At 39.2% G+C, this 24095-nt stretch carries 21 protein-coding genes; 18 read left to right on the forward strand and 3 right to left on the reverse strand.

Annotated elements, in window-relative coordinates:
• Positions 1 to 67: 67 nt before the first annotated feature.
• Positions 68 to 1756 carry an Hsp70 family protein gene (locus IGJ55_RS00930; RefSeq protein ID WP_430607112.1) on the reverse strand — a complete coding sequence of 563 codons (1689 nt, stop codon included), beginning with the start codon at positions 1754 to 1756 and terminating at the stop codon, positions 68 to 70.
• A 160-nt stretch (positions 1757 to 1916) separates the two neighbouring features.
• On the opposite strand from IGJ55_RS00930, the gene IGJ55_RS00935 reads away from it, so the two are divergent.
• The 4 genes from IGJ55_RS00935 to IGJ55_RS00950 all read left to right on the forward strand — a co-directional run bounded on the left by IGJ55_RS00935 (position 1917) and on the right by IGJ55_RS00950 (position 5088).
• Complete coding sequence (locus tag IGJ55_RS00935; RefSeq protein WP_430607114.1) at positions 1917 to 3614, forward strand: patatin-like phospholipase family protein; 1698 nt, start codon at positions 1917 to 1919, stop codon at positions 3612 to 3614.
• The gene (locus tag IGJ55_RS00940) at positions 3611 to 3829 is read left to right on the forward strand and encodes a YdbC family protein (RefSeq protein WP_207121708.1); all 219 of its coding nucleotides are present in this window, start codon (positions 3611 to 3613) and stop codon (positions 3827 to 3829) included. The genes IGJ55_RS00935 and IGJ55_RS00940 overlap by 4 nt, the downstream gene beginning before the upstream one ends.
• Before the next feature lie 16 nt (positions 3830 to 3845).
• Positions 3846 to 4730, forward strand: coding sequence for a YicC/YloC family endoribonuclease (locus tag IGJ55_RS00945; protein WP_207121709.1), 885 nt, complete (start codon positions 3846 to 3848; stop codon positions 4728 to 4730).
• Positions 4731 to 4800: 70 nt separating this feature from the next.
• Positions 4801 to 5088 (forward strand): hypothetical protein, encoded by a 288-nt coding sequence (locus tag IGJ55_RS00950; RefSeq protein ID WP_069639153.1) that lies wholly within the window; start codon positions 4801 to 4803, stop codon positions 5086 to 5088.
• A gap of 63 nt (positions 5089 to 5151) precedes the next feature.
• On the opposite strand, the gene IGJ55_RS00955 is transcribed toward IGJ55_RS00950, so the two are convergent.
• Positions 5152 to 6591 carry a DUF1958 domain-containing protein gene (locus tag IGJ55_RS00955; RefSeq protein WP_207121710.1) on the reverse strand — a complete coding sequence of 480 codons (1440 nt, stop codon included), beginning with the start codon at positions 6589 to 6591 and terminating at the stop codon, positions 5152 to 5154.
• A 515-nt stretch (positions 6592 to 7106) separates the two neighbouring features.
• Between IGJ55_RS00955 and gmk the strand changes: the two genes are divergently transcribed.
• The 11 genes from gmk to IGJ55_RS01010 all read left to right on the forward strand — a co-directional run bounded on the left by gmk (position 7107) and on the right by IGJ55_RS01010 (position 18819).
• Complete coding sequence (gene gmk, locus IGJ55_RS00960; protein WP_069639155.1) at positions 7107 to 7721, forward strand: guanylate kinase; 615 nt, start codon at positions 7107 to 7109, stop codon at positions 7719 to 7721.
• Positions 7722 to 7725: 4 nt separating this feature from the next.
• Positions 7726 to 8031: a DNA-directed RNA polymerase subunit omega gene (gene rpoZ / locus IGJ55_RS00965; protein ID WP_069639156.1), complete on the forward strand. Its 306-nt coding sequence runs from the start codon at positions 7726 to 7728 to the stop codon at positions 8029 to 8031.
• A gap of 207 nt (positions 8032 to 8238) precedes the next feature.
• On the forward strand, positions 8239 to 10671 hold the full coding sequence (gene priA, locus IGJ55_RS00970; RefSeq protein WP_069639157.1) for a primosomal protein N': 2433 nt from the start codon (positions 8239 to 8241) through the stop codon (positions 10669 to 10671).
• 70 nt (positions 10672 to 10741) lie between these two features.
• Positions 10742 to 11236, forward strand: coding sequence for a peptide deformylase (gene def / locus IGJ55_RS00975; protein ID WP_069639228.1), 495 nt, complete (start codon positions 10742 to 10744; stop codon positions 11234 to 11236).
• Positions 11229 to 12170 (forward strand): methionyl-tRNA formyltransferase, encoded by a 942-nt coding sequence (gene fmt, locus IGJ55_RS00980; protein WP_207121711.1) that lies wholly within the window; start codon positions 11229 to 11231, stop codon positions 12168 to 12170. Before def ends, fmt begins: the two co-directional genes overlap by 8 nt.
• A 5-nt stretch (positions 12171 to 12175) precedes the next feature.
• Positions 12176 to 13540: a 16S rRNA (cytosine(967)-C(5))-methyltransferase RsmB gene (rsmB, locus tag IGJ55_RS00985; protein WP_430607118.1), complete on the forward strand. Its 1365-nt coding sequence runs from the start codon at positions 12176 to 12178 to the stop codon at positions 13538 to 13540.
• A 15-nt stretch (positions 13541 to 13555) separates the two neighbouring features.
• Complete coding sequence (locus IGJ55_RS00990; RefSeq protein ID WP_069639160.1) at positions 13556 to 14305, forward strand: Stp1/IreP family PP2C-type Ser/Thr phosphatase; 750 nt, start codon at positions 13556 to 13558, stop codon at positions 14303 to 14305.
• A complete protein-coding gene (pknB, locus tag IGJ55_RS00995; protein WP_069639161.1) occupies positions 14302 to 16485 on the forward strand; it encodes a Stk1 family PASTA domain-containing Ser/Thr kinase in 2184 nt (727 codons plus the stop codon). The genes IGJ55_RS00990 and pknB overlap by 4 nt, the downstream gene beginning before the upstream one ends.
• A 129-nt stretch (positions 16486 to 16614) precedes the next feature.
• Positions 16615 to 17514, forward strand: coding sequence for a ribosome small subunit-dependent GTPase A (gene rsgA, locus IGJ55_RS01000; protein WP_069639162.1), 900 nt, complete (start codon positions 16615 to 16617; stop codon positions 17512 to 17514).
• 13 nt (positions 17515 to 17527) lie between these two features.
• On the forward strand, positions 17528 to 18178 hold the full coding sequence (rpe, locus tag IGJ55_RS01005; RefSeq protein WP_069639163.1) for a ribulose-phosphate 3-epimerase: 651 nt from the start codon (positions 17528 to 17530) through the stop codon (positions 18176 to 18178).
• Complete coding sequence (locus IGJ55_RS01010; protein ID WP_430607120.1) at positions 18178 to 18819, forward strand: thiamine diphosphokinase; 642 nt, start codon at positions 18178 to 18180, stop codon at positions 18817 to 18819. The genes rpe and IGJ55_RS01010 overlap by 1 nt, the downstream gene beginning before the upstream one ends.
• 51 nt (positions 18820 to 18870) lie before the next feature.
• Here the strand turns inward: IGJ55_RS01010 and rpmB are convergent, their stop codons facing one another.
• Positions 18871 to 19059, reverse strand: a complete 189-nt coding sequence (gene rpmB, locus IGJ55_RS01015) for a 50S ribosomal protein L28 (protein ID WP_069639165.1) — start codon at positions 19057 to 19059, stop codon at positions 18871 to 18873.
• A gap of 266 nt (positions 19060 to 19325) precedes the next feature.
• Here rpmB and IGJ55_RS01020 point away from each other — a divergent pair, with 266 nt between their 5' ends.
• From IGJ55_RS01020 to recG, 3 genes are all read left to right on the forward strand, one after another.
• On the forward strand, positions 19326 to 19688 hold the full coding sequence (locus IGJ55_RS01020; protein WP_010761897.1) for an Asp23/Gls24 family envelope stress response protein: 363 nt from the start codon (positions 19326 to 19328) through the stop codon (positions 19686 to 19688).
• A 65-nt stretch (positions 19689 to 19753) separates the two neighbouring features.
• A complete protein-coding gene (locus IGJ55_RS01025; protein WP_069639166.1) occupies positions 19754 to 21427 on the forward strand; it encodes a DAK2 domain-containing protein in 1674 nt (557 codons plus the stop codon).
• 392 nt (positions 21428 to 21819) lie between these two features.
• A complete protein-coding gene (gene recG, locus IGJ55_RS01030; RefSeq protein WP_430608102.1) occupies positions 21820 to 23874 on the forward strand; it encodes an ATP-dependent DNA helicase RecG in 2055 nt (684 codons plus the stop codon).
• Positions 23875 to 24095 lie beyond the last annotated feature (221 nt).

Raw genomic sequence — 24095 nt, forward strand, 5'->3', positions numbered from 1 at the left:
TAATAGTAGTTAGACTTTCTGAATTTAGTTCAATTGATCGTAGCAAGCATTAAAATTTTTTAGGGACTCATAACCATAATCCTTTTTCTAGCTCATCTAGTTGTTGGGTGATTTCGGCCGCAGTTCGTTTCGTTAAAATTTCTTCTTGTTTTTCTAGGACATCTCTGAAATGAAAGAGTAGTAATTGAACTTGTTCTCTCATGGCTCCTGTTGTTTCTGCATAGAGACGTTCTAAACGTGCTAGTAATAAACGATTTTCAGCGCGATCTCGTGGATGAACTTTTAGTGCGTTTAATTTTGCTAAACTTTCCTGCATTTGTTTTTGTGTTAGTTTTCCAGGAGAGCTTTCAATGATCAATTGTTTAGAACGACCACTTTGATCGGTGACGAGTACTTCCAAAAGGCCATTAGAATCATAGGTGAACCGACAATCAATGGGACTATTTTCTGGTGCAGGAGGAATCTTAATATCCAATTCACCGATTTTTAAATTATCTTTTGCCATTGGATTTTCTCCTTGGTAAATTGCGAAATGAACATGATCTTGGTTATCTCTCAGTGTATAAAAAGTTTTCATTTTACTGACAGGGATCGTGGTATTTCGTTCAATAATCGGGGAAAAGACACCATCGATATAGCCTGTACTAGTTTGATTAACAGAGTCGACACCTAGGGTATGCCCGCAAACGTCTGTTAAGATCATTTCACTGACCATCGAGCGGTCTTGTTTTAAAGCAGCTTGAAGTCCTGCTCCACGACCCACTGCTTCATCCGGATTGATTTGCGTGTAAGGGATCGTTTTTAACAAACGGGCAAAATAGTTGCGAACAATCGGATTTTTTGTAGCTCCACCGATCAAAATGACTTGATCGACCTCCTGAATACTGATTCGGCCATCATTTAAAACACGACTGATCGGTTGACGCATTTTAGCAAGTAACGGCTCACAAAGTTCTTTGTAATGTTCTTGCGATAGCTGGTAAGAGTAGGTAGTATCTTCCCATTCAAAATCAAATGAGTCTAATAATTGTGTTGTTAATGTATGCTTCAATAGCTCTGCTTTTTGGTATAACACAGATTGTGTTATTGCAGGTAAAACAGTACCGGTTAATTTAAGCTCGCTTATGCAGTCTCTGACGATCACCTGAGTGAAGTCTTCTCCGCCTAAGTGGTTATCTCCAGAAATAGCTTCTACTTGCATGATACCGTCGAACATCTCCAATAAAGACACGTCAAAGGTTCCACCACCTAAATCAACGACTAAGATCGATTGATCGGCTTCTTTGTGGAAACCATAAGCTATAGCAGCTGCTGTAGGTTCGCTAATCAGATTTTGCACAGTCAAGCCTGCTAACTTCGCCGCTTCTATAGTTGCTTCACGTTGCGCATTATTAAAATAAGCTGGTACACTGATCACAACATCATTACATGGTTGCTGTAAAACTGTTTCAGCATCTTCTTTCAAACTGCGCAAAATGAAAGAAGACAATTCGATAGGTGTAAAGGAATGTCCGCCTAAATCATATGTTTTATCCGTTCCCATAAATCGTTTAAAGGTAGCTGCCGTTAATTGTGGATGACTGATCAGCCGTTCTTTAGCAATCGCTCCAATCAAAATATCACCGTTATCATCCACGCCGACGACTGACGGTGTGAGTGTTTGTCCAAATTGATTCTTAATCAGTTGAACGGTCGTGCCATCCCAAAAAGACACTAAACTATTTGATGTCCCTAAATCAATTCCGATTATCCCCATAATATTCTCCTTTTTTTACCAACTTCTATATTCTCCTATAAAAATAGGTCTATTTCATTTTACGTGAAACAAGAGTAAAAAAGTATGCTTTTTGGCTTTTTTTAATAAAAAGTAATTTTTGGATTATTTTGGTATACTTTAACTGATGGAGGTGTTTGTAATGAGAAGTGAGCAAATGGTTGCTTCAGAATGGCCGAATTTTGCTGAACGAGTAACAAGAAGTATTCAGCTACTGCCTTTTTATGAGACACACACTTTGGCGAGACAAGTATTTAGTAAAAAGGTACGAGAGAATTCTGGGGCTGGATATGTCATTTACAAAGGGAAAACCCCTTATTTATTTATGACCGTGGAAGCGGGGAGAGTCACAAATTTATTGATGCAAGAAAATCTGAAAAACAGCTGGACAGCAATTTTTTTAGCTATAGAGCGCTTATTCAAACAAACCTTTCAACCAAAAATCACCTTTTTGTTTCCGCAGTCGCTAACCCTTCATTTGCAAGAAGTGTTTTTAAACTATGGTTATGTAGTAGAATCAAATCGAGTAGTTGTCAAAGAGTTGCAGTATCATACGAGCTTGATTTTAGGTGGCGGCGGCGCAAGAGGTGCGTATCAAATTGGCGTTTGGCAAGCATTGAAAGAGCTAGAAATTCCTATTAAAATCATTACTGGGACCTCAGTAGGTGCGCTTAATGGTGCTCTGATCTTGCAAGATGATTTTGAAGCGGCTAAAAATATGTGGGAAAAAATTGAAACGAATCAAATTCTCTCTTTTCCTACACCTGACGTAACAAGTGATACGTTAGGTGGTATGATGAGTCAAATCGGCTTGTTTACTTTGAGCGCGATTCAATCCAAAGGAGTCTCGACAAAACCTTTGCAAAAGTTGATTCATGATACTTTTTCAAAAGAGCGGATACAGCAAGTCACCGCAGATTTTTACTTGGTTACGACAGAGTTGCCAACTATGCAAGAAAAGAATATTCATTTTAATGACTGTCACAGTGATCAATGGCAAAGATGGCTGTTAGCTTCGGCGTCATTTTTTCCAGCTATGGCTGCAACGAAAATCGCTGATAACTATTATATAGACGGTGGTTATCGCAATAATATACCAGTAGATATTGCGTTGCGCAAGGGTGCAACAGAATGCATTATCGTGGATGTGAAAGGTCCAGGAATCACAAAGCCTGTAAAAATACCTGCAACAACCAGTTGTCTGACCTTGCAAACACCGTGGTCGATGGGAGCAGTCCTTTTATTTGATGGGGTTCGTTCAACCCAAAATATCCAATTAGGTTATCTAGAAACGATCAAGGCAATCCGGAGAAATTATTTTGGCTACTGGTACACAGTGGATGAAACAATCGCTCGTTTAGAGAACTTTCAGCAAGATTTTTTCACTTTTATCAAAGAGACCTATCAAATAAAACTATGGACTTCTTTAGAACAACAAAATAAAATCTGCAAGAAATTGCGTAAAGTTTATAAAGACAGGGTGTATACCGAAAATCTTGGACTGGTTTTGGTAGAATTATTAGCCAAGAGTCAAGAAATCTCTGCATCGAAGTTATATACAATCCAAGAGCTAGCAGAGATGCTACAAAAAACTGGTCAAATGAAGACCGATTTTATAGAATCTAGAGGAATGATCTCGGTTCAAGAATGGTTGCTGCGGTACTATGAAGATTACTTTTTACTTTCTGATAAACAACAGTTATCATTAATGAATAATTTACTGAATGCAGATGAAAAAGAAAAAACACAGCGTGTTATCTTTTTGCTTGATAAATTACCAGCTCAAGTGTTACAAATCTTAATGAAAGAATTTATACTAAAAGGAGCGGATGAAGAATGAAACAAGAGTTTTCATATGAAATCGTAGAAGAAATTGCCATCTTATCAGAAAATACACAAGGTTGGCGGAAAGAATTTAATTTAGTAAGTTGGAATGGACGACCACCGAAATTTGACTTAAGAGACTGGTCGGCAGATCATGAAAAAATGGGCAAAGGCATTACTTTGACCAACGAAGAATTTGAAGTGTTAGCTAAAGCGATAAAATCCATGTAGAGAGGACACCCTGTCAATGAAAAGTATGACTGGTTTTGGAAAAGAAACATTCTTAAATGACACGTACCAAATTGATGTAGAAATCAAGAGTGTCAATCAACGGTTTTTAGATATTCAATTGCGGATACCAAAAGAGATCAACCCTTACGAGATGGCTATTCGTCAATTGATGAAAGAAACGTTACAGCGAGGACGAATTGAAGCGTACATCAATATTAAGCAAACCGGTAGTGGGAATAAAGAGGTATTAGTTCATTGGGATTTGATTCATCAATTGTTGGGTGAAGTCCAACAAGAGCTGACAGCCCATTATCCTGAGACGGTCTTTGATCCAGCCCAAACAACCAATCAGTTATTGAATAACTCTGATTATGTTGAGGTTACAGAAAAACAAGAAGTGGATGAAACATTTGGCTTGTTGGTTTTAGAAACTGTCAAAAAAGCAGTAGAACGAATTGATGCCAGTCGTCTACAAGAAGGCCAAAAAATCCAACAAGTTTTGACCATATATTGTCAAGATTTTATCAATCTAGTTCATGAATTAACAGACTTTGTAACGGTTTATGAGAAAGAGTATCGTGAGAAATTTGAAACAAAACTAAATGATTGGTTGGGCAGTCAAGTAGATGAAACACGATTATTGACAGAACTGGCAATTTTACTGGAAAAAGGCGACATCCACGAAGAATTAGACCGTTTGGCGATTCATGTGATTAAGCTACAGGAATTATTGTGTCAAGCTGAACCTGTTGGTCGTGAGTTAGATTTTCTGATCCAAGAGATGAATCGTGAAGTCAACACGGTGGGTTCTAAATCAAGTTCTATTGAGATTAAAAACATTGTTGTCCAATTGAAAACCATTCTTGAAAAAATTCGTGAGCAAATCCAAAATGTTGAATAATGAAAAATAGTTTGTGATTCTATTTTTTAACGTTATAATTGAACAGAAGAAAGCAAAGAGGTGAATAAGAATGTCAAACTATTATGATGTAACGTTCCATGAATTGAGTGGGAAATCTGTAGTGAAAAGAGAAGTCATTTCTGACAGAGAACCATTTGAGGTCTGGGAAGATGCTTGCGTATCATTTACCAAGGATGAACTAAATATCCGCGTGAACGAAGAGGCTTTTGTGACGTTGAATCGTCGTTTTGTTGTGCGTGTGGATGTAGAAGAAGTAGATGGTCCGGTAGATAAAAAAATCAAACGCCATGATGAAATTATGGGTGTTGTGAATACATTATCGAATATGGGCTTTTAGGCTAGTGAATAAAAACCGCACATTGCGCTTTATGCATTGTGCGGTTTTTAGTCCAATTGTTTTTTATAGAAGAAATAGGCTACCTGCTAAAAGCAGTAAAAGAATACCTAGCGTAAAGAATAGCCAAGTCATTGGTGTGGCGATTTTACGGCTACCTCGTTTAACGCCAGCGACTCGTTTTCTAAAGACGCTTGAAAAGATCAGTAACAACAAACCAAATCCAGCAAGAAGGCTGCTGGTTAAGTGTTTTTGTCCCTTTTTTAGGCGAACTGGAGTATTACTCTTTTTGTCTGATTTAGCAGGTTGAGTCTCTGTTTTTGTGGCTTCAGACTCTTGGTAGTTGACACTTTTAACAGGGATTTTTGGTGAAACTTGACCGTATTCGCTAGCCAAAGAAAGTTGTCCGTCTTCTAATGTAAAGCTTGGCTCGGTGCCCTTTTTTACAAATCCATAAAAATCTCGTTCTATATTGATTTCTTTTTGATTGATTTTGTTTGACCCTTTGGAGAGTAATTTTTGATACTCATAGGTAGTAAAGGCGTGATCTAAAATGGCGTTTCCTGCTAAATGTCGTTCATATTCACCTTCTTGATCCGACCAATCCCCTACACCTAAAATAACTTCGATTAGTCGTATATTGTCTTTTTTAGCTGTAGCAATGTAATTGAAGGCTCCTGTTGGGCTAGAACCTGTTTTTAACCCATCAACGCCTTCATAACCATATTTTGCCCCAGGTAATGAGTAGTTGTAGGTTTCAAACGTTTCTTCTTGCGGTGTATTTGCCATGGTAGTAACGACTGGTTGGTTGGTAAATTGCAGTGCTTCTGGATATTTTTTGACCAAGTTGTAAGTCAGAATAGCTAGGTCTCTCGCTGTGGACTTGTTTTCTCCGTTAGGATCGATGCCAGTAGCTTCATATAGTCCGTCAAAGGCTGCGATTTGTGCTCCGCTACAATTAAAATAAGTGGTGTTGGTCATGCCTAATTCAGCTGCTTTATCATTCATTTTACGAATAAAAGCAGCACCATCATGATCAGAAACCAGATTTGCTAACATCAAAGTAGCGACGTTTGACGACGGAACAGCGACCATAGTGAATAAGTCACTTACGGGATAATCGATTCCTAAGCTAATTTTATTGTTACTCAATGCGTAGATTTGTGAAATACGAACATCATTTTCAGTTGCTTGGACAGTTGTATCTAGCGTGAATTTCCCTTGTTCGATCGCTTCAAAGGCTAAGTACATGGTCATAACTTTAGCGATACTCGCAGGACTCCAAGACAAATCGGGCTGATCTGCCCACAAAATTTGCCCAGAATCAGCATCAATCACGATAGATGCTTTAGGGCGATAGGCTTCTTTGACAGGGAAACCAGATGTTTCTGCAAAGTCCATCAAATTTTCTTCTGCATAACTTTTTTGAATAAAACTCCCGAGAGAAAGACATGCAATTAGTAGAAGGCTACTAATTAATTTAGACAGTATGTGACCTTTTATCATAAGTTTGAGTCCCTTCATTTTTAGTACTTTTTTAAAATAAACAGGTAGTTGACCTTGTTTGAAAATAAGCAATCACTTTATTCTACTTGAAAAATAGGCGTGCTGTATACGTTTTTCGAGAATGTTTTTGTAAATAGAAGTGACAATTTTGATTGTTCAGGAAAAAAGCTAGCTATTTTAGAGGACTAGTATAAGTGAACAAATACTTCATTGACTTTTAGTGAAATAAACAGGTTTCTGAGTATCTGACTAAAAAGTATCTTATTTTCAAAGATATTAATGATAAAGTCTTGAAAGTTACAGAAAAAAAGTGCATTATAGAACTAATACTGTAATCACTTATGGTTGTTCAGACGAGTCAGTCTGTTCAGCTTTTAAATTATCTAGCTTCATGAACCAGTTCTTTGGTAAAAAGATGAAAGTTGCCTAGCGCCAAAGAGCAGCACAATCTACTTTCCCTATTTTTCAGTCAGAACTAATCAGGTTCATTCAGCTTTCAACGAAAGGAAGTCATCATGTCAGAGCGTGGATTATTAATTGTACTATCAGGTCCTTCTGGAGTTGGTAAAGGAACAGTACGAAAAGCAATTTTTGATAGTGAAGAGAATGATTTTCAGTACTCAATTTCTATGACTACCCGTAAGATGCGGGAAGGCGAAGTAGAAGGAGTCGATTACTACTTTCGCACAAAAGAAGAATTTGAAGCAATGATCGAAGCTGGTGAAATGTTAGAATATGCACAGTACGTAGGGAATTACTACGGAACGCCGCTTTCTTACGTTAACCAAACGCTTGATAAGGGAAAAGATGTCTTTTTAGAAATCGAAGTTCAAGGTGCGGAACAAGTCAAAGAGCAGGTGCCAGATGGCGTCTTCATTTTTCTAACCCCACCAGATCTAGCTGAGTTAAAATCACGAATCGTAGGGCGCGGTACAGATGATCATGAAGTGATCGAAGAACGGATGCGTGTGGCTCGCGAAGAGATCGAAATGATGGCATTATATGATTATGCGGTTGTGAATGATGAAGTTCCCTTAGCTGTGAAGAGAATCAAGGAAATTATCGCGAGTGAACATTTTCGCGTTGATCGAGTAATTGGCAACTATATTAAAATGTTGAAGGAGATGTAGCCTTATGATGCTAAAACCATCTATTGACTCATTATTAAAAGAAGTACCATCAAAATATTCACTTGTTATACTAGCAAGCAAACGCGCACACGAATTAGATGAAGGCGCGCAACCAACTCTTGAAAGCTTTGAATCTGTAAAAAGCGTGGGTCAAGCATTGGAAGAAATCGATGCAGCGACAGTCATCAATGATCCTAGACCAGAAGAAAAGCGTGAAAGAATGCGTATGGCAAAAGAAGAGAAAAAAATGAGACATGAACAAGAACAAAAAGAACTTGAAAATCGTATCCGCGACGAAAAAGGACTATAAAATAAAAAACTGGGATGAAACCATTAAGAGCTTTCATCTCAGTTTTTATGTGCTATGAAAAGAAACACGAGACGTACAGCTTAATTTTTTACAACAGAAATCAGAGGAACAAGACAAATACCTGATTCTTTAGTACAATAAGCAAAGAAAAGCTGGATGAATCCGTTTGGCATCAAAAGAAAATTTTTACAGAATGGAGGAATGTTTATGAGAAAAGCGGCACAAGTAATTGTTGATGTACCTACAATGCAGACAGACCAACCGTTTACTTATTTGATTCCTTTTAACTTAGAACAACAATTAGCAGTTGGCATGCGGGTAGAAGTCCCTTTTGGAAATGGGAATCGGCATCTGCAAGGCTTTGTCTTGGAGATTGATGAAGTAACTGATGATGTGATTGCTGCTCAAAAATTTGAATGGAAAGAGATTCTTTCTGTTTTAGATTTAAAACCAGTTTTAAACACAGAATTGCTGGAACTAGCTGATTATATGAAAGAAAAAACGTTTGCCTTTAAGATCACTTGTTTGCAAACGATGCTGCCAAGTGTGATGCGTGCAGATTATAGCAAGTACATATATTTAACAGATGAACTAGAAGCAACCGTTCAAGATGAGTTATTTTATGGATTAGACGAAATCGCTTGGGACGACGCGTTGGCTCGCAATATTTTGCCTCAGTTGATGCAGTTGAGAAAACAACAAAAAGTCGATATTCGTTATGAAGTCAATACACGAAATAGAGTCAAAACGATTCGCTATATACAAGCGCTAAAAGACTTCCAGCAATTGGAAGAAGCGCGGATGGAGCTTAGAAAAGGGTCTCAGAAAAAAGAACAATTGATTCACTATCTACAACAACTTGGCTTAGAAAAAATGACTACCGTAAAAGAAATGAAAGAGCTAGGCTTTAGTACGGCTGTTTTAAATGATGGGGCGAATAGACAGTGGTTGACGTTTGTTGAGGCAGAAGCGTATCGTGATCCATTTGCAGATCAGACCTTTGAAAAGACGACGGCTTTAGCTTTGAATAATGAACAACAAATCGCTGTGGATAACATTTTAGAATCCGTTGATCAAAAGTTGAGCCAAACCTATTTACTAGAGGGAATCACGGGAAGCGGAAAAACAGAAGTTTATCTTCAAGTAATCGCAGAAGTCTTGAATCAAGGAAAAACCGCTATGATGCTTGTGCCGGAGATTTCACTAACACCGCAGATGGTCCATCGCTTTAAGAGTCGTTTTGGTGAGCAAGTTGCAGTAATGCACAGTGCTTTATCGCAAGGGGAAAAATATGATGAGTGGCGAAAAATCGAACGTGGTGAAGCACAAGTTGTGGTTGGGGTTCGTTCTGCTATTTTTGCACCATTGGAAAATCTAGGTGTTGTGATCATCGATGAAGAGCATGAAGCGAGTTACAAGCAAGAGGAAACACCACGCTATCATGCACGTGACCTCGCTATTTGGCGAGGAGCCTACCATCATTGTCCTGTGGTTTTAGGGAGTGCGACGCCTTCATTGGAAACTAGAGCGCGAGCGCAAAAAAAGGTGTACGAACGATTAGTCCTATCTAAACGAGCTAATCAGACAGCGACGTTACCGACAATTGATGTAGTCGATATGCGTGAAGAAATTCAAAATAAAAATACCTCTTCATTTTCACTGGCGCTGCAAGAAAAAATACGAGATCGTCTAGCGAAGAAAGAACAAAGTGTTTTGATGTTAAATCGTCGCGGTTATTCCTCTTTTGTGATGTGTCGGGATTGTGGCTATGTGTTACCTTGTCCAAACTGTGATATTTCCCTAACGCTGCATATGGATACTAAAACGATGAAATGCCATTATTGTGGCCACGAAGAACGAATTCCTTATCACTGTCCTAATTGTGGTGGAGATAAGATCCGTTATTATGGAACTGGAACCCAAAAAGTCGAAGAAGAACTCAAAGCCTTGTTCCCAGAAAGCCGTGTGTTGCGGATGGACGTAGATACAACTAGACGAAAAGGGGCCCATGAGAAAATTCTGACGGCCTTTGGTCATCATGAAGCAGATATTTTACTTGGTACACAAATGATTGCTAAAGGGTTAGATTTCCCTAATGTGACACTAGTAGGTGTGTTGAATGCAGATACAGCACTTAATCTGCCTGATTTTCGTTCGAGTGAACGAACATTTCAATTGTTGACCCAAGTTAGCGGCCGAGCAGGTCGAGCAGAAAAACCTGGTGAGGTCATCATTCAGTCTTTTAATCCAGAACATTATGCAATTCAGTTAGCAAAAGCTCAGGATTATGAAGACTTTTATCAAAAGGAAATGTACGTCCGCCATCGAGGGGACTATCCGCCATTTTACTTTACGGTTCAAATTACGGCCAGCCATCCAGAGGAAAATCAAGCCGCTAAGCAAATGTTTGAAATCGTCAAAGAACTAAAAGAAGGGTTATCCGACCAAAGTATTTTACTAGGACCTACGCCAAATGCGATCATGAGGGTGAACAATCGGTACTTCTATCAAGTGATCATCAAATATAAAAACGAACCTAACTTACAAACTATCTTAAAAAAAATACTGACCGACACTCAAAGGGCCACGGCACAGGGATTGAAATTATCGATCGATGCTGAACCAATGAATTTTATTTGACTTGAAACATACCAAGAAATCACAGTGAGAGAAGAAACTGATGATGATTGGTCCAAAGAAAGGAAACCGAATGCGCTATCCTATAGTGATACACCCTAATGAACGTCTGAAACAAAAAGCAAAGCCTGTAACCATGATCACCGATGAAACCATCTCTCTTTTAGAAGATATGTATGAAACAATGGTTGCCCACGATGGGATCGGCTTAGCTGCCCCGCAAATTGGTAAAAATTTTCAGCTCGCTGTAATTGAAATAGATGACGAAACAGGCCTGTTTGAACTGATCAATCCTGAAATCATCGAACGTAAAGGCTCAGATATTGATGTAGAAGGTTGCTTAAGTATTCCAGAAACTTATGGAACGGTCGAAAGAGCAGATGAAGTGACTGTACGTTATTTTGATCGTGAAGGGGACGAGATCGAAGTTACCGCTTATGGCTATCTTGCTAGAGCGTTCCAACACGAAATCGATCATCTCAATGGTGAGCTATTTATCGATAAAATCATTGAACCAATCAAACCAGAAGATTTAGAGGCATATATGGAGGAACATTTAGATGACTAAACTAATTTTTATGGGAACACCCGCTTTTTCAGTACCTATTTTAGAAGGGCTGATCGAACATGGCTATGAAATTCAAGCAGTCGTGACGCAACCAGATCGTCCAGTTGGGCGAAAAAAAATAATCACACCAACACCTGTCAAAGAAGCTGCGATGAAACATGAGTTGCTTGTTTTACAACCTGAAAAAATTTCAGGCTCACCAGAAATGGACAAAATCATCGAGCTTGCACCGGACTTGATTGTGACAGCGGCTTTTGGCCAATTTTTACCTGAGAAAATCTTAAATGTCCCAAAATTCGGTGCGGTTAACGTCCACGCTTCATTACTGCCAAAATACCGTGGTGGTGCTCCCGTTCATTATTCGATAATCGAGGGAGAAAAAGAAACAGGTGTGACGATCATGGAAATGGTGAAAAAAATGGATGCTGGCGATATTCTTTCTCAAAAAGCAATTCCGATCACTAAAACAGATGATGTCGGTTCAATGTTCGACAAGTTAAGTATTGTCGGCAAAGAATTGTTGCTAGAGACAGTGCCTAAAATTTTAGCCAATGACATCACACCGATGCCTCAAGATGAAACGCAAGTCACCTTTTCTCCCAATATTACTAGAGAACAGGAAAAAATCGATTGGCATAAAACTGCGGAACAGGTGGACAATCAGGTCCGTGGTATGCGTCCGTGGCCAACTGCGTTCACCACCTATAACGAAACGACTTGGAAGTTATGGGATGTTACACCTTTGAGTGAAACAACAACAGCCGAAGCGGGAACGATCATTAAGCGTAGCAAAAAAGAATTATGGATTGCTTGTGGGAACGGAACCGTTCTTTCTGTGAACGTGATTCAGCCGTCCGGCAAAGGGAAATTATTGATTCAAGACTTCTTAAACGGGGTTGGCAAAACAGTTACACAAGCAGATAGGGTGGGTTAATCAATATGGGAAAAAAAATACCAGCAAGAGTGAAGAGTTCTGTTCGTTATGTCGCGTTGAGAACGATCGAACGTGTAGATAACGGTGGAGCATACTCCAATCTCTTATTAAATGAAATGATCAATAAATCCGCATTAGGAGAAAAAGATAGTCGCTTATTTACAGAACTTGTTTACGGAACAATCAGCCGTAAGTTGCTATTGGAATACTATCTAACACCATTTATCACCAATCCTAAAAAAGTGGACAGCTGGGTAAAAAATTTACTTAGCTTATCGATTTATCAATTAGTCTTTTTAGATAAAATCCCTGATCATGCAATCATTAATGAAGCCGTGGAAATAGGGAAGCACCGTGGAAATGTCGGCATCGGTAAATTTGTCAACGGCGTACTGCGGGCTTATCAACGTGAAGGTGCACCTAGTTTAGACAACATCAAAGATCCGGTGGAACGTCTTTCAGTAGAAATCAGCATGCCAAAATGGTTGACTGAAAAGCTGATCTGTCAAATGGGGATGGAAGAGACAAGAAAATTAGGGTTGTCACTTTTTGAAAAAAGTCACGTTAGCGGTCGTGTAGACACACGTGAAATCAGTATTTCTGATGCGTTAGACGTGTTACATGAAGACCATATCGAAGCAAGAGCGAGTAACGTTTCGCCTTATGGTGTAGTGGCAGATAAGGGGTTTATGGCCGGGAATTATTTATTTGATGCAGGAAAATTAACTATTCAAGATGAAAGTTCTATGCTCGTTGCACCAGCGATGCAAATCGAAAAAAATCATGTTGTATTAGATGCCTGTGCAGCTCCTGGTGGCAAAACTACTCATATCGCAACATTTCTTGATGCAGCACAAGGTGGACGTGTGAAATCTTTAGATATCCACGATCATAAAATAAAATTGATCAAACAAAATGCGGCACGCCTGCATGTAAAAGATGTTGTCGACACTGAAAAATTAGATGCACGTAAAGTAGGAGAAGAATTTCCTGCCGAATACTTCGATCGAATCTTAGTAGATGCACCTTGCTCAGGCCTGGGTTTGATGCGTCGAAAACCCGATATAAAATACAATAAATCAGCGCAAGATTTTGAGCAATTACCAGAAATTCAATTAGAAATTCTAGAAAGTGTTGCACAAACCTTGAAACAATCGGGTATAATGGTCTATAGCACATGTACAATTGCCGAAGAAGAAAATCAAGAAGTTATTGCAACATTTTTAGAAAAGCATCCAGAATTTAAAAAAATCGATGTGTGTGTCAGTGAGGCGGTCCAACCGTCTGTACAGGATCAAATGCTTACGTTATACCCACATCAGTTAGGAACGGATGGATTTTTTATTTGCTGTATGCAAAAAGTTTGTTAAACGAGGTGAAGCATAGTGGAAATCAATTTTCAAACAGATGTCGGTCGAAAACGCAATACAAATCAAGATTATGCTGGTCTATTTGAGAACCAGTCAGGTGTTTCTTTAGCTATTTTAGCCGATGGAATGGGTGGGCACCAAGCAGGAGACGTTGCCAGTCAGATGGCAGTCAATAATTTAGGTGAACGTTGGCGTGAAAGTCAAATCGACACGTCGGAAAAGGCAGCCCAATGGTTGATCAAAGAAATTCAAGATGAAAATGAAATGATTTATGACAAAGGTCAGTCTCAACCTGAATATTTAGGCATGGGAACAACGATCGTTAGTGCGGTATTGTTGGATCAGGCCTTCGTCTTAGCGAATATTGGCGATAGCCGAGCTTATTTAGTACGCAATAATCAACTGCGTCAATTGACGGAAGATCACTCTTTAGTTAATGAATTAGTAAAATCTGGCGAAATTACGCGAGAAATGGCTGCGAATCATCCACGGAAAAATGTATTGACACGTTCGCTAGGTATGCCAAGAATGGTTGAAGTCGATGTAGCAAATCATCTTTGGGTACCTGATGACTATATTTTATTATGTTCAGATGGATTAACAAACATGGTCTCAGAAGAGGATATTTTGGCTACGTTACTTTCAGAAAAAACCTTAAATGAAAAAGTTACAACACTGATCTCAGCTGCCAATGAAGCTGGTGGTGCCGATAACATCACTGTTTTAGTAATACATTTTGACGAACAGAAGGAGGAAAACCAATGATTGAAATCGGCAGAAAATTAAATGGTCGATATCATATTATTGGCAATATCGGCAGCGGCGGCATGGCAAATGTTTTTTTAGCGCATGATTTGATTTTGGATCGTGATGTTGCTGTTAAAGTGCTGCGCTTTGACTTTCAAAATGATCAAGCAGCAATTCGCCGCTTTCAAAGAGAAGCGTTAGCCGCAACTGAATTGGTTCATCCGAATATCGTCAGTGTCTATGATGTAGGGGAAGAAGACGGGTTACAATACTTAGTAATGGAGTATGTGAAAGGGATGGATCTAAAACGATTTATTCAAACACAATACCCAATTCCATATGCAAAAACAGTTGATATCATGGAACAAATTTTATCAGCAGTGTCACTTGCGCATGAACATAGAATCATTCATAGAGACTTAAAGCCGCAAAACATCCTGATGGACGAAAGCGGTGTTGTCAAAATCACTGATTTTGGGATCGCTATTGCGCTAACTGAGACATCAATCACACAAACCAATACAATGTTAGGTTCAGTTCATTATCTCTCGCCAGAACAAGCACGTGGCAGTATGGCAACCAATCAGTCAGATGTTTATGCCGTGGGAATCATTTTATACGAAATGTTGACAGGCAATGTACCATTTGATGGAGAATCAGCAGTAACGATTGCATTGAAGCATTTCCAAGAAGAAATGCCTTCTGTGAAAAACTTTGATCCGAATATTCCTCAATCATTAGAAAATGTGGTGCTACATGCAACTACGAAGGATCCAGCGGACCGTTATAAAACAGCGGAGGAAATGTCACGGGATTTATATACAGTTTTAGCTGCAAATCGTTTAAATGAACCTAAATGGCAGCCGACAGGACTAATGGGTGAAACCAAAATCTTAACACCGATCACAGATGATATGACCATGCCATCGTCTTTTAATTCAATGGAAACGCCAACGGAAGAACGAAATGAGCATGAGGAGATCGAACAACAAGAAGCAGAAGCTAAGAAGAAAAAGAAGAAAAAGAAGCCGCTGATTATTTTTTTGAGTTTATTAGCACTCGCTTTAATTATTGGTGGGATTTTCTACTTTGCAGGTCGCGGCAGCAGTGAAGTCAAGATTCCTAATGTGGAGGACCAAACAGAAGCGCAAGCACGTAAAATGCTGGAAGATGCCGGTTTGGAAGTGAAAACGGAGACCAAACAAGTACAAAGCGACACGATCGAAGAAGGAAAAGTAGTGAAGACCAATCCTGAAATAGGTTCTACTGTAAAGAAAAATCGTGAAATCGAGTTATATATTAGTTCTGGAAATAAAAAAATCAAACTACCTAAAGTGACAGGGAAAAGCTATAAAGATGCAATCGAGGAGTTAGGTGACTTAGGCTTTAAAGAAAGCCAAATCAAGATTACCAAAGAGACCGATCCTAAGGTGGATGAAGATAAAGTCATCAGTCAAACGCCAGAATCTGGTGAAGAAGTAGATCCAAAAACAGATGAAATCAGTTTGGTTGTAAGTGAAGGGCCAGAAGATGTGTATCTTGCTGACTATGCAAGCTTAGGATATAGCTACGATGATGCAGTAAACGAATTACTAAGTTACGGCATTAAAGAAGATCAAATTACGCGCGTGAATAAACCGAGTGATACAGTAGGGAAGGACCTAGTTATTGGTCAAAATCCCGCAGCAGGCAATCCATTTAATCCTAAAAAAGGGAAAATTACATTAACAGTCAGCTCTGGGCCTGAGAAAACAACAGAGACTAGTTCTGACTCAACTAAAATCTCTTTAGGTAATTATGTAGGACGTTCATATGAAAATGTCGTAACTGACTTAGTTGCACTAGGGATTAAATATGAACAAGTGGATGAAGCAAGCGATACAGTCAGTAAGGGAACCGTTATTTCTCAGGAACCTAAAGAAGGGGCGACATTTGATACTAAAACTGGCAAGGTCATCTTACGAGTTAGTTCAGGCCCTAAAGAAGTAGCCGTTCCAGACGTTACAGGGTTAACTCAAGCAGAAGCAAAGGCTAAATTAGAAAGTAGTGGCTTTACTTACGCTGCAGGTTCTGGTGACGTATCTAAAGGTACCGCCTCAAGCACTTCTCCAAGTGCAGGAAGTATGCTTGCTAAAGGGGAACCAGTTACTGTAAACTTCTCAAACGCAACAGCTCCAACAAATGGAGAAAATAATTAATAAATGAAAAAGTGATGAAGCTGTGAAATCGAGTATTCATCACTTTTTTTGTACCAAAAAAGGGTTTGCGCTATCTTCCGTTTAGCTTTCTCCCAACCTATGGTAAAATGAAACCAATAGAACGAGGAGGTGGCATTTCTGAAAGGTCAAATCAGAAAAGCATTAAGTGGGTTTTACTACATCTATGCAGAGGGTGCAACATTTCAAACGAGAGCCCGCGGCAATTTCCGTAATCGAAAAATCACCCCATTGGTTGGGGATGAAGTGATGTTTGAAAGTGATAATCCGACGGACGGTTATTTACTTGAAGTTTTCCCTAGACACAATGAACTAGTTCGTCCACCGGTTGCAAATGTCGATCAAGGCGTGGTCGTCATGAGCATGGTGGAACCGAACTTTTCCTACAATTTACTGGATCGTTTTTTAGTTACATTGGAAGAGAAAGAAATTGCTCCGATCATTTATTTGACGAAGATCGATTTATTGACTGGAACAGAAGCCGTTAGTGTGACTCAGGTAAAAAAAGTCTATGAAGAAATCGGGTATCCTGTAATTGCTGCAACAAAAGCAGATGACGATGCAGCGGTGCGTGCTTTAGAACAGTACTTCCCCGAACAGTTAACTGTTTTTATGGGTCAGTCTGGTGCAGGAAAATCGACCTTACTAAACAAGATTTCTCCGGAATTACAATTAGCGACTGATAAAATTTCTGAATCACTAGGACGAGGAAAACATACTACGCGTCACGTAGAGCTACTACCCCTGTATGAGGGATTAGTCGCAGATACACCAGGGTTTAGTTCAATCGACTTTTTAGAGATGGAAACAACAGAGCTGCCAAAACAATTTCCAGAATTTGTAGAAGCATCCTCAGCGTGTAAGTTTCGTGAGTGTATGCATCGCAAAGAACCTGGTTGCGAAGTGAAACAGCGCGTCGAGGCTGGAACAATTGCTCAAACACGTTATGATAATTATCTGCAGTTTTTACTAGAAATAGAAAATCGCAGACCAATTTATAAGAAAAAATAAAGGAGTGTCTTTAATGAAACTAGCCCCATCGATTTTAAGTGCCGATTTTGCCAATTTAGAAAGAGATATTAAATTAGTCGAAAAACTAGGAGCGGATTATATCCACGTAGATGTGATGGATGGTCAATTTGTCCCTAATATTACATTAGGACCGAATGTGGTTTCAGCAATTAGACCGGTGACTAAGCTGCCACTAGATGTTCATTTAATGATCGTTCAGCCAGAAAACTATATCGAAGCATTTGCTAAAGCTGGTGCGGACATTATCACCGTTCATGAAGAGTCTACACCGCATATCCATCGTGCTGTGCAAATGATCAAAGCATCTGGTGTAAAAGCCGGTGTGGTGATTAATCCCGGTACACCGTTATCAGCGATTGAGTATGTCTTAGATTTAGTCGATCAAGTTTTGATCATGACCGTTAATCCAGGATTTGGCGGACAATCATTTATCGAAAGTTCGTTGGATAAAATTGCCCAGTTAAAAGAGTGGAAAGAGTCCAAAGGCTATACGTACGATATCGAAGTAGACGGTGGCATTGTTCCAGAGACAGCGAAGCGTTGTAAAGAAGCTGGTGCAAATGTATTTGTAGCTGGTTCCTATATCTATAATGCAGAAAGTCCAAAAAATCAGATCGACTCGTTGAGAGCTGTGTTGGACTAATGAATATTCTTCTTGTGGCTGGCGGTTCACCAGATAAGTGGCCGCAATTAAACGCTAAAGATTTTGATTATTTTGTAGGAATTGACCGCGGAAGTTTATATATTGTGGAGCAAGATTGGTCATTAGATATAGCCGTAGGGGATTTTGATTCATTAACGATTGAAGAGCAACAGTTGATTCAAAAACACGCAAAAGAAGTAAAAAAAGCACAAGCAGAAAAAGATGATACGGATACACAACTTGCTTTGGCACTGACGCTTAAAAAGTTTCCAGAGGCTGAGATAACCATTATTGGTGCAACAGGCGGGCGTTTGGATCATTTTTTAGCCAATCTATGGCTGCCGTTGGAACCTCGTTTTCAAGCATTTGTTCAACAAATTAAATTAAAAGATCAACAAAATAGCATTTCTTATTATATGCCAGGGAAGTACAGAGTAGAAAAAGAAGCTGAGATGAACTATCTTGCTTATTGTTGTTTAACGCCAGTTGAACAACTGACGTTACTTGATAGCAAGTATACCTTGGATCATGTAGATGTAGTTGTCCCAACTTCTTATGCAAGTAATGAGTTTGTTGGAACAACGGCAACGTTCTCTTTTGCTTCAGGAATGGTCGCTGTGATTCAAAGTACAGACAAATAAGCAAGAAAAAAAGCTGAGCGGCATGCCGTTCAGCTTTTTGATGACGTTCTATTAAACACGCTCGATTTTACCAGATTTCAAAGCACGAGTTGACACCCAAACTTTTTTAGGTTTACCGTCTATTAATACACGAACTTTTTGCAAGTTAGGTTTAACAGTACGTTTAGTAGCGTTCAATGCATGTGAGCGGTTATTGCCGCTGCTTGTCTTACGACCAGTAAAGTAACATACTTTTGCCATTTTTAGTTTCCTCCTTTGCTTTGATCTCGGAGCGATAGTTTTCAGCTCATACTAAATTAATTTATCATAGAAAGTTCTTTTTTGCAAGAAGAATTTCAAATCTGTTTGACATTTTCCGTCAAACGATGTAAATTATACAATTATTGGTAAATTCGATGAGACGCTCTATAATAATCTGGCTAAGTTCCTTTTCATTAAGGTATGGCTATGTTAAAATATTATAGAAGAAAATAGGGCAATTGTGCTCTTTAAGGAGGCTTTCATCAATGGCTGTAAAAATCAAAACACCAGCAGGCACCATTGAGATTACCAATGAGGTTATCGCCACGGTTGTTGGCGGTGCTGCGACAGATATCTATGGAATCGTCGGTATGGCTAGTAAAAACCAAATCAAAGATAATTTAAATGGCATTTTGCGTAAAGAAAATTATTCTAAAGGTGTTGTCGTACGTCAAGAAGAAAATGGCGTTGCGGTCGACGTATATACAATCGTAAGTTATGGAACAAAAATTTCAGAAGTTTCTCGAAATGTACAAGAAAAAGTAAAATATAACCTTGAAACATTGCTTGGCGTAACGGCAAATTCCGTCAATGTATTTGTGCAAGGTGTTCGTGTGTTGCCTGACTAGGTAGCCAGCTGTTAAATAGATGAATGATCATTTATTTGCAGGAATCTCAAAGGAGGATTTTTTAGGTGAATGTAACAGAAATCAGTGCAAGTCAGTTCCAAGAGATGGTTCAGGCTGGTGCGAGTCGTCTGCATGTAAATGCAGAGTATGTCAACTCATTGAACGTTTTCCCTGTGCCAGATGGCGATACAGGAACAAATATGAACTTATCTATGACGAGTGGAGCGAAAGCTGTAGCAGATTCTCGTTCTGAAAAAGTTGGAGAATTAACAACCATTCTTTCAAAGGGATTGTTGATGGGCGCTAGAGGAAATTCTGGTGTTATCTTATCACAATTATTCCGTGGTTTTTCTAAACAAATTCCAGATGTTGTGACGTTGAATGCAAAAGATTTAGCCGCAGCATTTACACATGGTGTAGAAACAGCTTATAAAGCAGTAATGAAACCTGTAGAAGGTACAATTTTGACTGTTTCCCGTGAAGCTGCTCGTTCTGGAGAGCGTAAAGCCAAAGAAACCGATGACTGTATCGAAGTAATGGAAGCCGTTGTGAAAGGTGCAAAACGCGCTTTAGCGAAAACACCAGATCTTTTACCTGTATTAAAAGAGGTCGGTGTAGTCGATAGTGGTGGTCAAGGGTTGTTATTTATTTACGAAGGTTTTTTAGAAGCTTTGTCAGGTGAATTTTTAGCAACCGAAGTTTATGAGCCAAGTCCTGGTGAAATGGATGAGATGGTCAATGCTGAACATCACCGTGGAGTGAGTGGACACGTAGCAACCGAAGATATCAAGTTTGGTTATTGTACAGAAATCATGGTTCAAATCGGAGAAGGTCCAACTGTTGATAGTGACTTCGATTATGAAACATTTAGAAACTACTTAAATGAATTAGGTGATTCTTTACTTGTCGTAAATGACGATGAAATCATCAAAGTTCACGTGCATACAGAACATCCCGGTGAGGTAATGAACTATGGTCAAAAATTTGGCTCATTAGTGAAAATCAAAGTGGATAATATGCGTTTACAGCATGAGACGTTAGTTGAACATGATGCCAAAGCAGCTGTTACTAAAAAAGCGCGTGTTCCGTACGCTGTGATTGCAATTGCAGCAGGCCAAGGAGTTCAAGAATTGTTCCGTAGTCTTGGTGCAAGTTATATCATCAGCGGCGGTCAAACGATGAACCCTAGTACAGAAGATATTTTGAAAGCTGTGAAAGAAGTCAATGCTGATCAAGTAATTATCTTACCTAACAACAAAAATATCTTCATGGCCGCGGATCAAGCAGCCGAAGTGGCAGATATTCCAGTAGCGGTTGTTCCAACCAAAACAATTTCTCAAGGAATGACAGCAATGCTTGCTTACAATGATCAACAAAGCCTTGAAGAAAACAAAACGATGATGACAGAAATGATCGAAAGTGTTGTGAGTGGGCAGGTAACAACGGCTGTACGTGACACAACGATTGATAATGTTGAAATCAAAAAAGATGACTATCTAGGAATGATTGACGGCAAAATCGTAGTATCTGAACCAGATATGTTCAAAGCATCATTGGATACACTAAAACGCATGATCGATGAAGATACAGAAATCGTAACAATCATTGTCGGTGAAGGTGGCACAATGAAAGAAGCTGAAAAATTTGTAGAAGCCTTGACTGCTGAATATGAAGATCTAGAAACCGAGATTCATGAAGGTGGACAACCAGTGTATCCATACCTATTTTCAGCGGAATAACAAATGATTTATTGAAGAGGCTGGGACAGAAGCGTTTAATCCCGAGAAATAAGAAGGAATTCACGAAAATGACAAGAAACACAAAATGGTCAATTTCGATGTTGAATGATGCCTAATTAGTGTTTTTCAAATTTTAGTGACCAAGTAGGTACTGTGCAACATCAACTCATTCCTTGTTGTGTTTTACAGCAATTTCAGCTTATTTCCGAAGCTTTCAAAGCTTAGTGCTTTAGCACTTAGAATTTGATGTAATCGAAGCGAAGCGTAGTGATTGCTTCTGCTTCACCGTTTATTCGTATTTAGGGTGTGATACAAAAGTAATTTTTACTTTTGTCCCACACCCTTTTTCTTTAGAAAATAAACAAATGAAGAGTAAAACACGTATCTATTTAATGAGAGGAGGAAGAGTGGTGAACTTAGCGGATGATATCGGTGTCTTGACCGGCGTGGGTCCAAAACGTGCTGAGAATTTAAAAGAGTTAGGCATTGGTACAATCGAAGAGCTGTTGTCCTACTATCCTTTTCGCTATGATGATATCCAAGAAAAGGAATTAAATGAAATCCAAGATCAAGAAAAAGTTACGCTAAAAGGTTTAGTTGTATCTGAACCAGTCGTGAGTCGTTACGGCTATAAAAAAAGTCGCATGATGTTTCGGATGATGCAAGACCACGCGGTGATCAATGTGTCCTTCTTTAATCAACCGTATTTAAAAGACAAAATCGTGATGTCTGAAGAAATCGCAGTTTATGGGAAATGGGACGCTAAACGAAAATCGTTGAATGGTATGAAAATTTTAGCAGCCAAAAATGATGGTGAGGATTTTGCTCCGATTTATCATGTGAATAAAAAAGTTCGACAAAGCAGCTTGATTCAGCTGATTCGAACGGGCTTTGAAAAATATGGAGAACTTATTCCCGAAATTTTGCCGCAAGACTTGTTGGAGAAGTATCGTTTGATGCCGAGAAAAGAAGCGATGTTTGCGATGCATTTTCCTAGCGGTCCAGAAGACGGTCATCAAGCTAAGCGGCGTGTTGTTTTTGAAGAATTTTTCTTGTTTCAATTAAAAATGCAAGGTTTGAAAAGACAAGAAAAAGCAGAAAAAAATGGGTTGAGCATCCAATATGATGTGGAGCGCCTAAAATTATTTACACAAAAGCTTCCATTTGAACTGACAGCGGCTCAAAAGAAAGTGACGAATGAAATCTGCCGAGACTTGATGAGCCAAAACCATATGCAGCGTTTGTTACAAGGGGATGTTGGGAGCGGTAAAACAGTTGTGGCAGCAATTGCTCTTTATGCCACGATGACAGCTGGCTTTCAAGGCGCTTTAATGGTACCAACAGAGATTTTAGCACAACAGCATATGGAAAGTCTCCAGCAACTTTATGATCCTCTGGAAGTTAGGACAGCACTCTTAACGGGATCAACTAAAACAAAAGAGCGCCGAGAACTGCTTCAACAATTAGCGACAGGAGAAATCGATATTATTATCGGAACACATGCTTTGATCCAAGAAGATGTTATTTTTCATAAATTGGGCTTGGTTATTACAGATGAGCAGCATCGGTTTGGTGTGAACCAACGGCGAATTTTAAGAGAAAAAGGGTTGAAGCCAGATGTCTTATTTATGACAGCTACACCTATCCCAAGAACGTTAGCCATTACAGCGTTTGGTGAGATGGATGTCTCGATCATTGATGAAATGCCAGCTGGTCGGATTCCGATAGAAACACGCTGGATTCGGCCACCGCAATTAGATACAGTTCTAGAATGGATGGGAAAAGAGCTGGCTCGTGGACATCAAGCCTATGTGATCTGTCCGTTGATCGAAGAATCTGAAGCCTTAGATGTTAAAAATGCTACGGAGATTTTTGAGCATATGTCTGCTTTCTTTAATCCTACTTATCAGGTCGGGTTACTTCATGGCAAAATGAAAAATCAGGAAAAAGAAGAAATCATGCAGGAATTTAAAGAGAATAACTTGCAGCTTTTAGTTTCGACTACAGTAATCGAAGTAGGTGTCAATGTCCCCAATGCCACTGTTATGCTGATCATGGATGCTGATCGTTTTGGTTTAGCTCAGCTGCATCAACTACGTGGTCGTGTTGGGCGAGGATCAGAAGCCTCTTATTGTATTTTAGTCGCTAATCCCAAAAATGAAATGGGTGTAGAGCGGATGAAAATCATGACGGAAACGAATAATGGTTTTGTACTAAGTGAAAAAGATCTGGAATTGCGTGGGCCTGGTGAGGTATTTGGTGCTAGGCAATCTGGTGTTCCGCAATTTGCTGTGGGTGATATTGTAACAGATTTCAATATACTTGAAGTAGCTCGTCAAGAAGCTAGTATTATTTGGAAAAAAGAGCAGTGGTGGGTTTTACCAGAGTATCGTGGTGTTGCGGATAAAATTAAACCCAATGATGATGAGCAACAGTTTTTTGACTAATCGTATTGAGACGGTGTGAGGAGTTGAAATGAGAGTTAAACGCTTCGTTCTGCTTTTCGTGATCCAGCTACACAAAGCAACTCTCAAGGAAAATAGATAATCTGTCTATGAAACAAAAGAGCGTTTCCTAGTCAGAGTCCTAATTTTCATGAGAGCTAAACGCTTCGTTCCGCTTTTCGATGATCCAGCTGCACGAAGCAACTCTCAAGGAAAATAGATAA

The sequence above is a fragment of the Enterococcus sp. AZ170 genome, assembly GCF_050545135.1.
In the GTDB taxonomy this organism is placed as follows: domain Bacteria; phylum Bacillota; class Bacilli; order Lactobacillales; family Enterococcaceae; genus Enterococcus_L; species Enterococcus_L ureilyticus.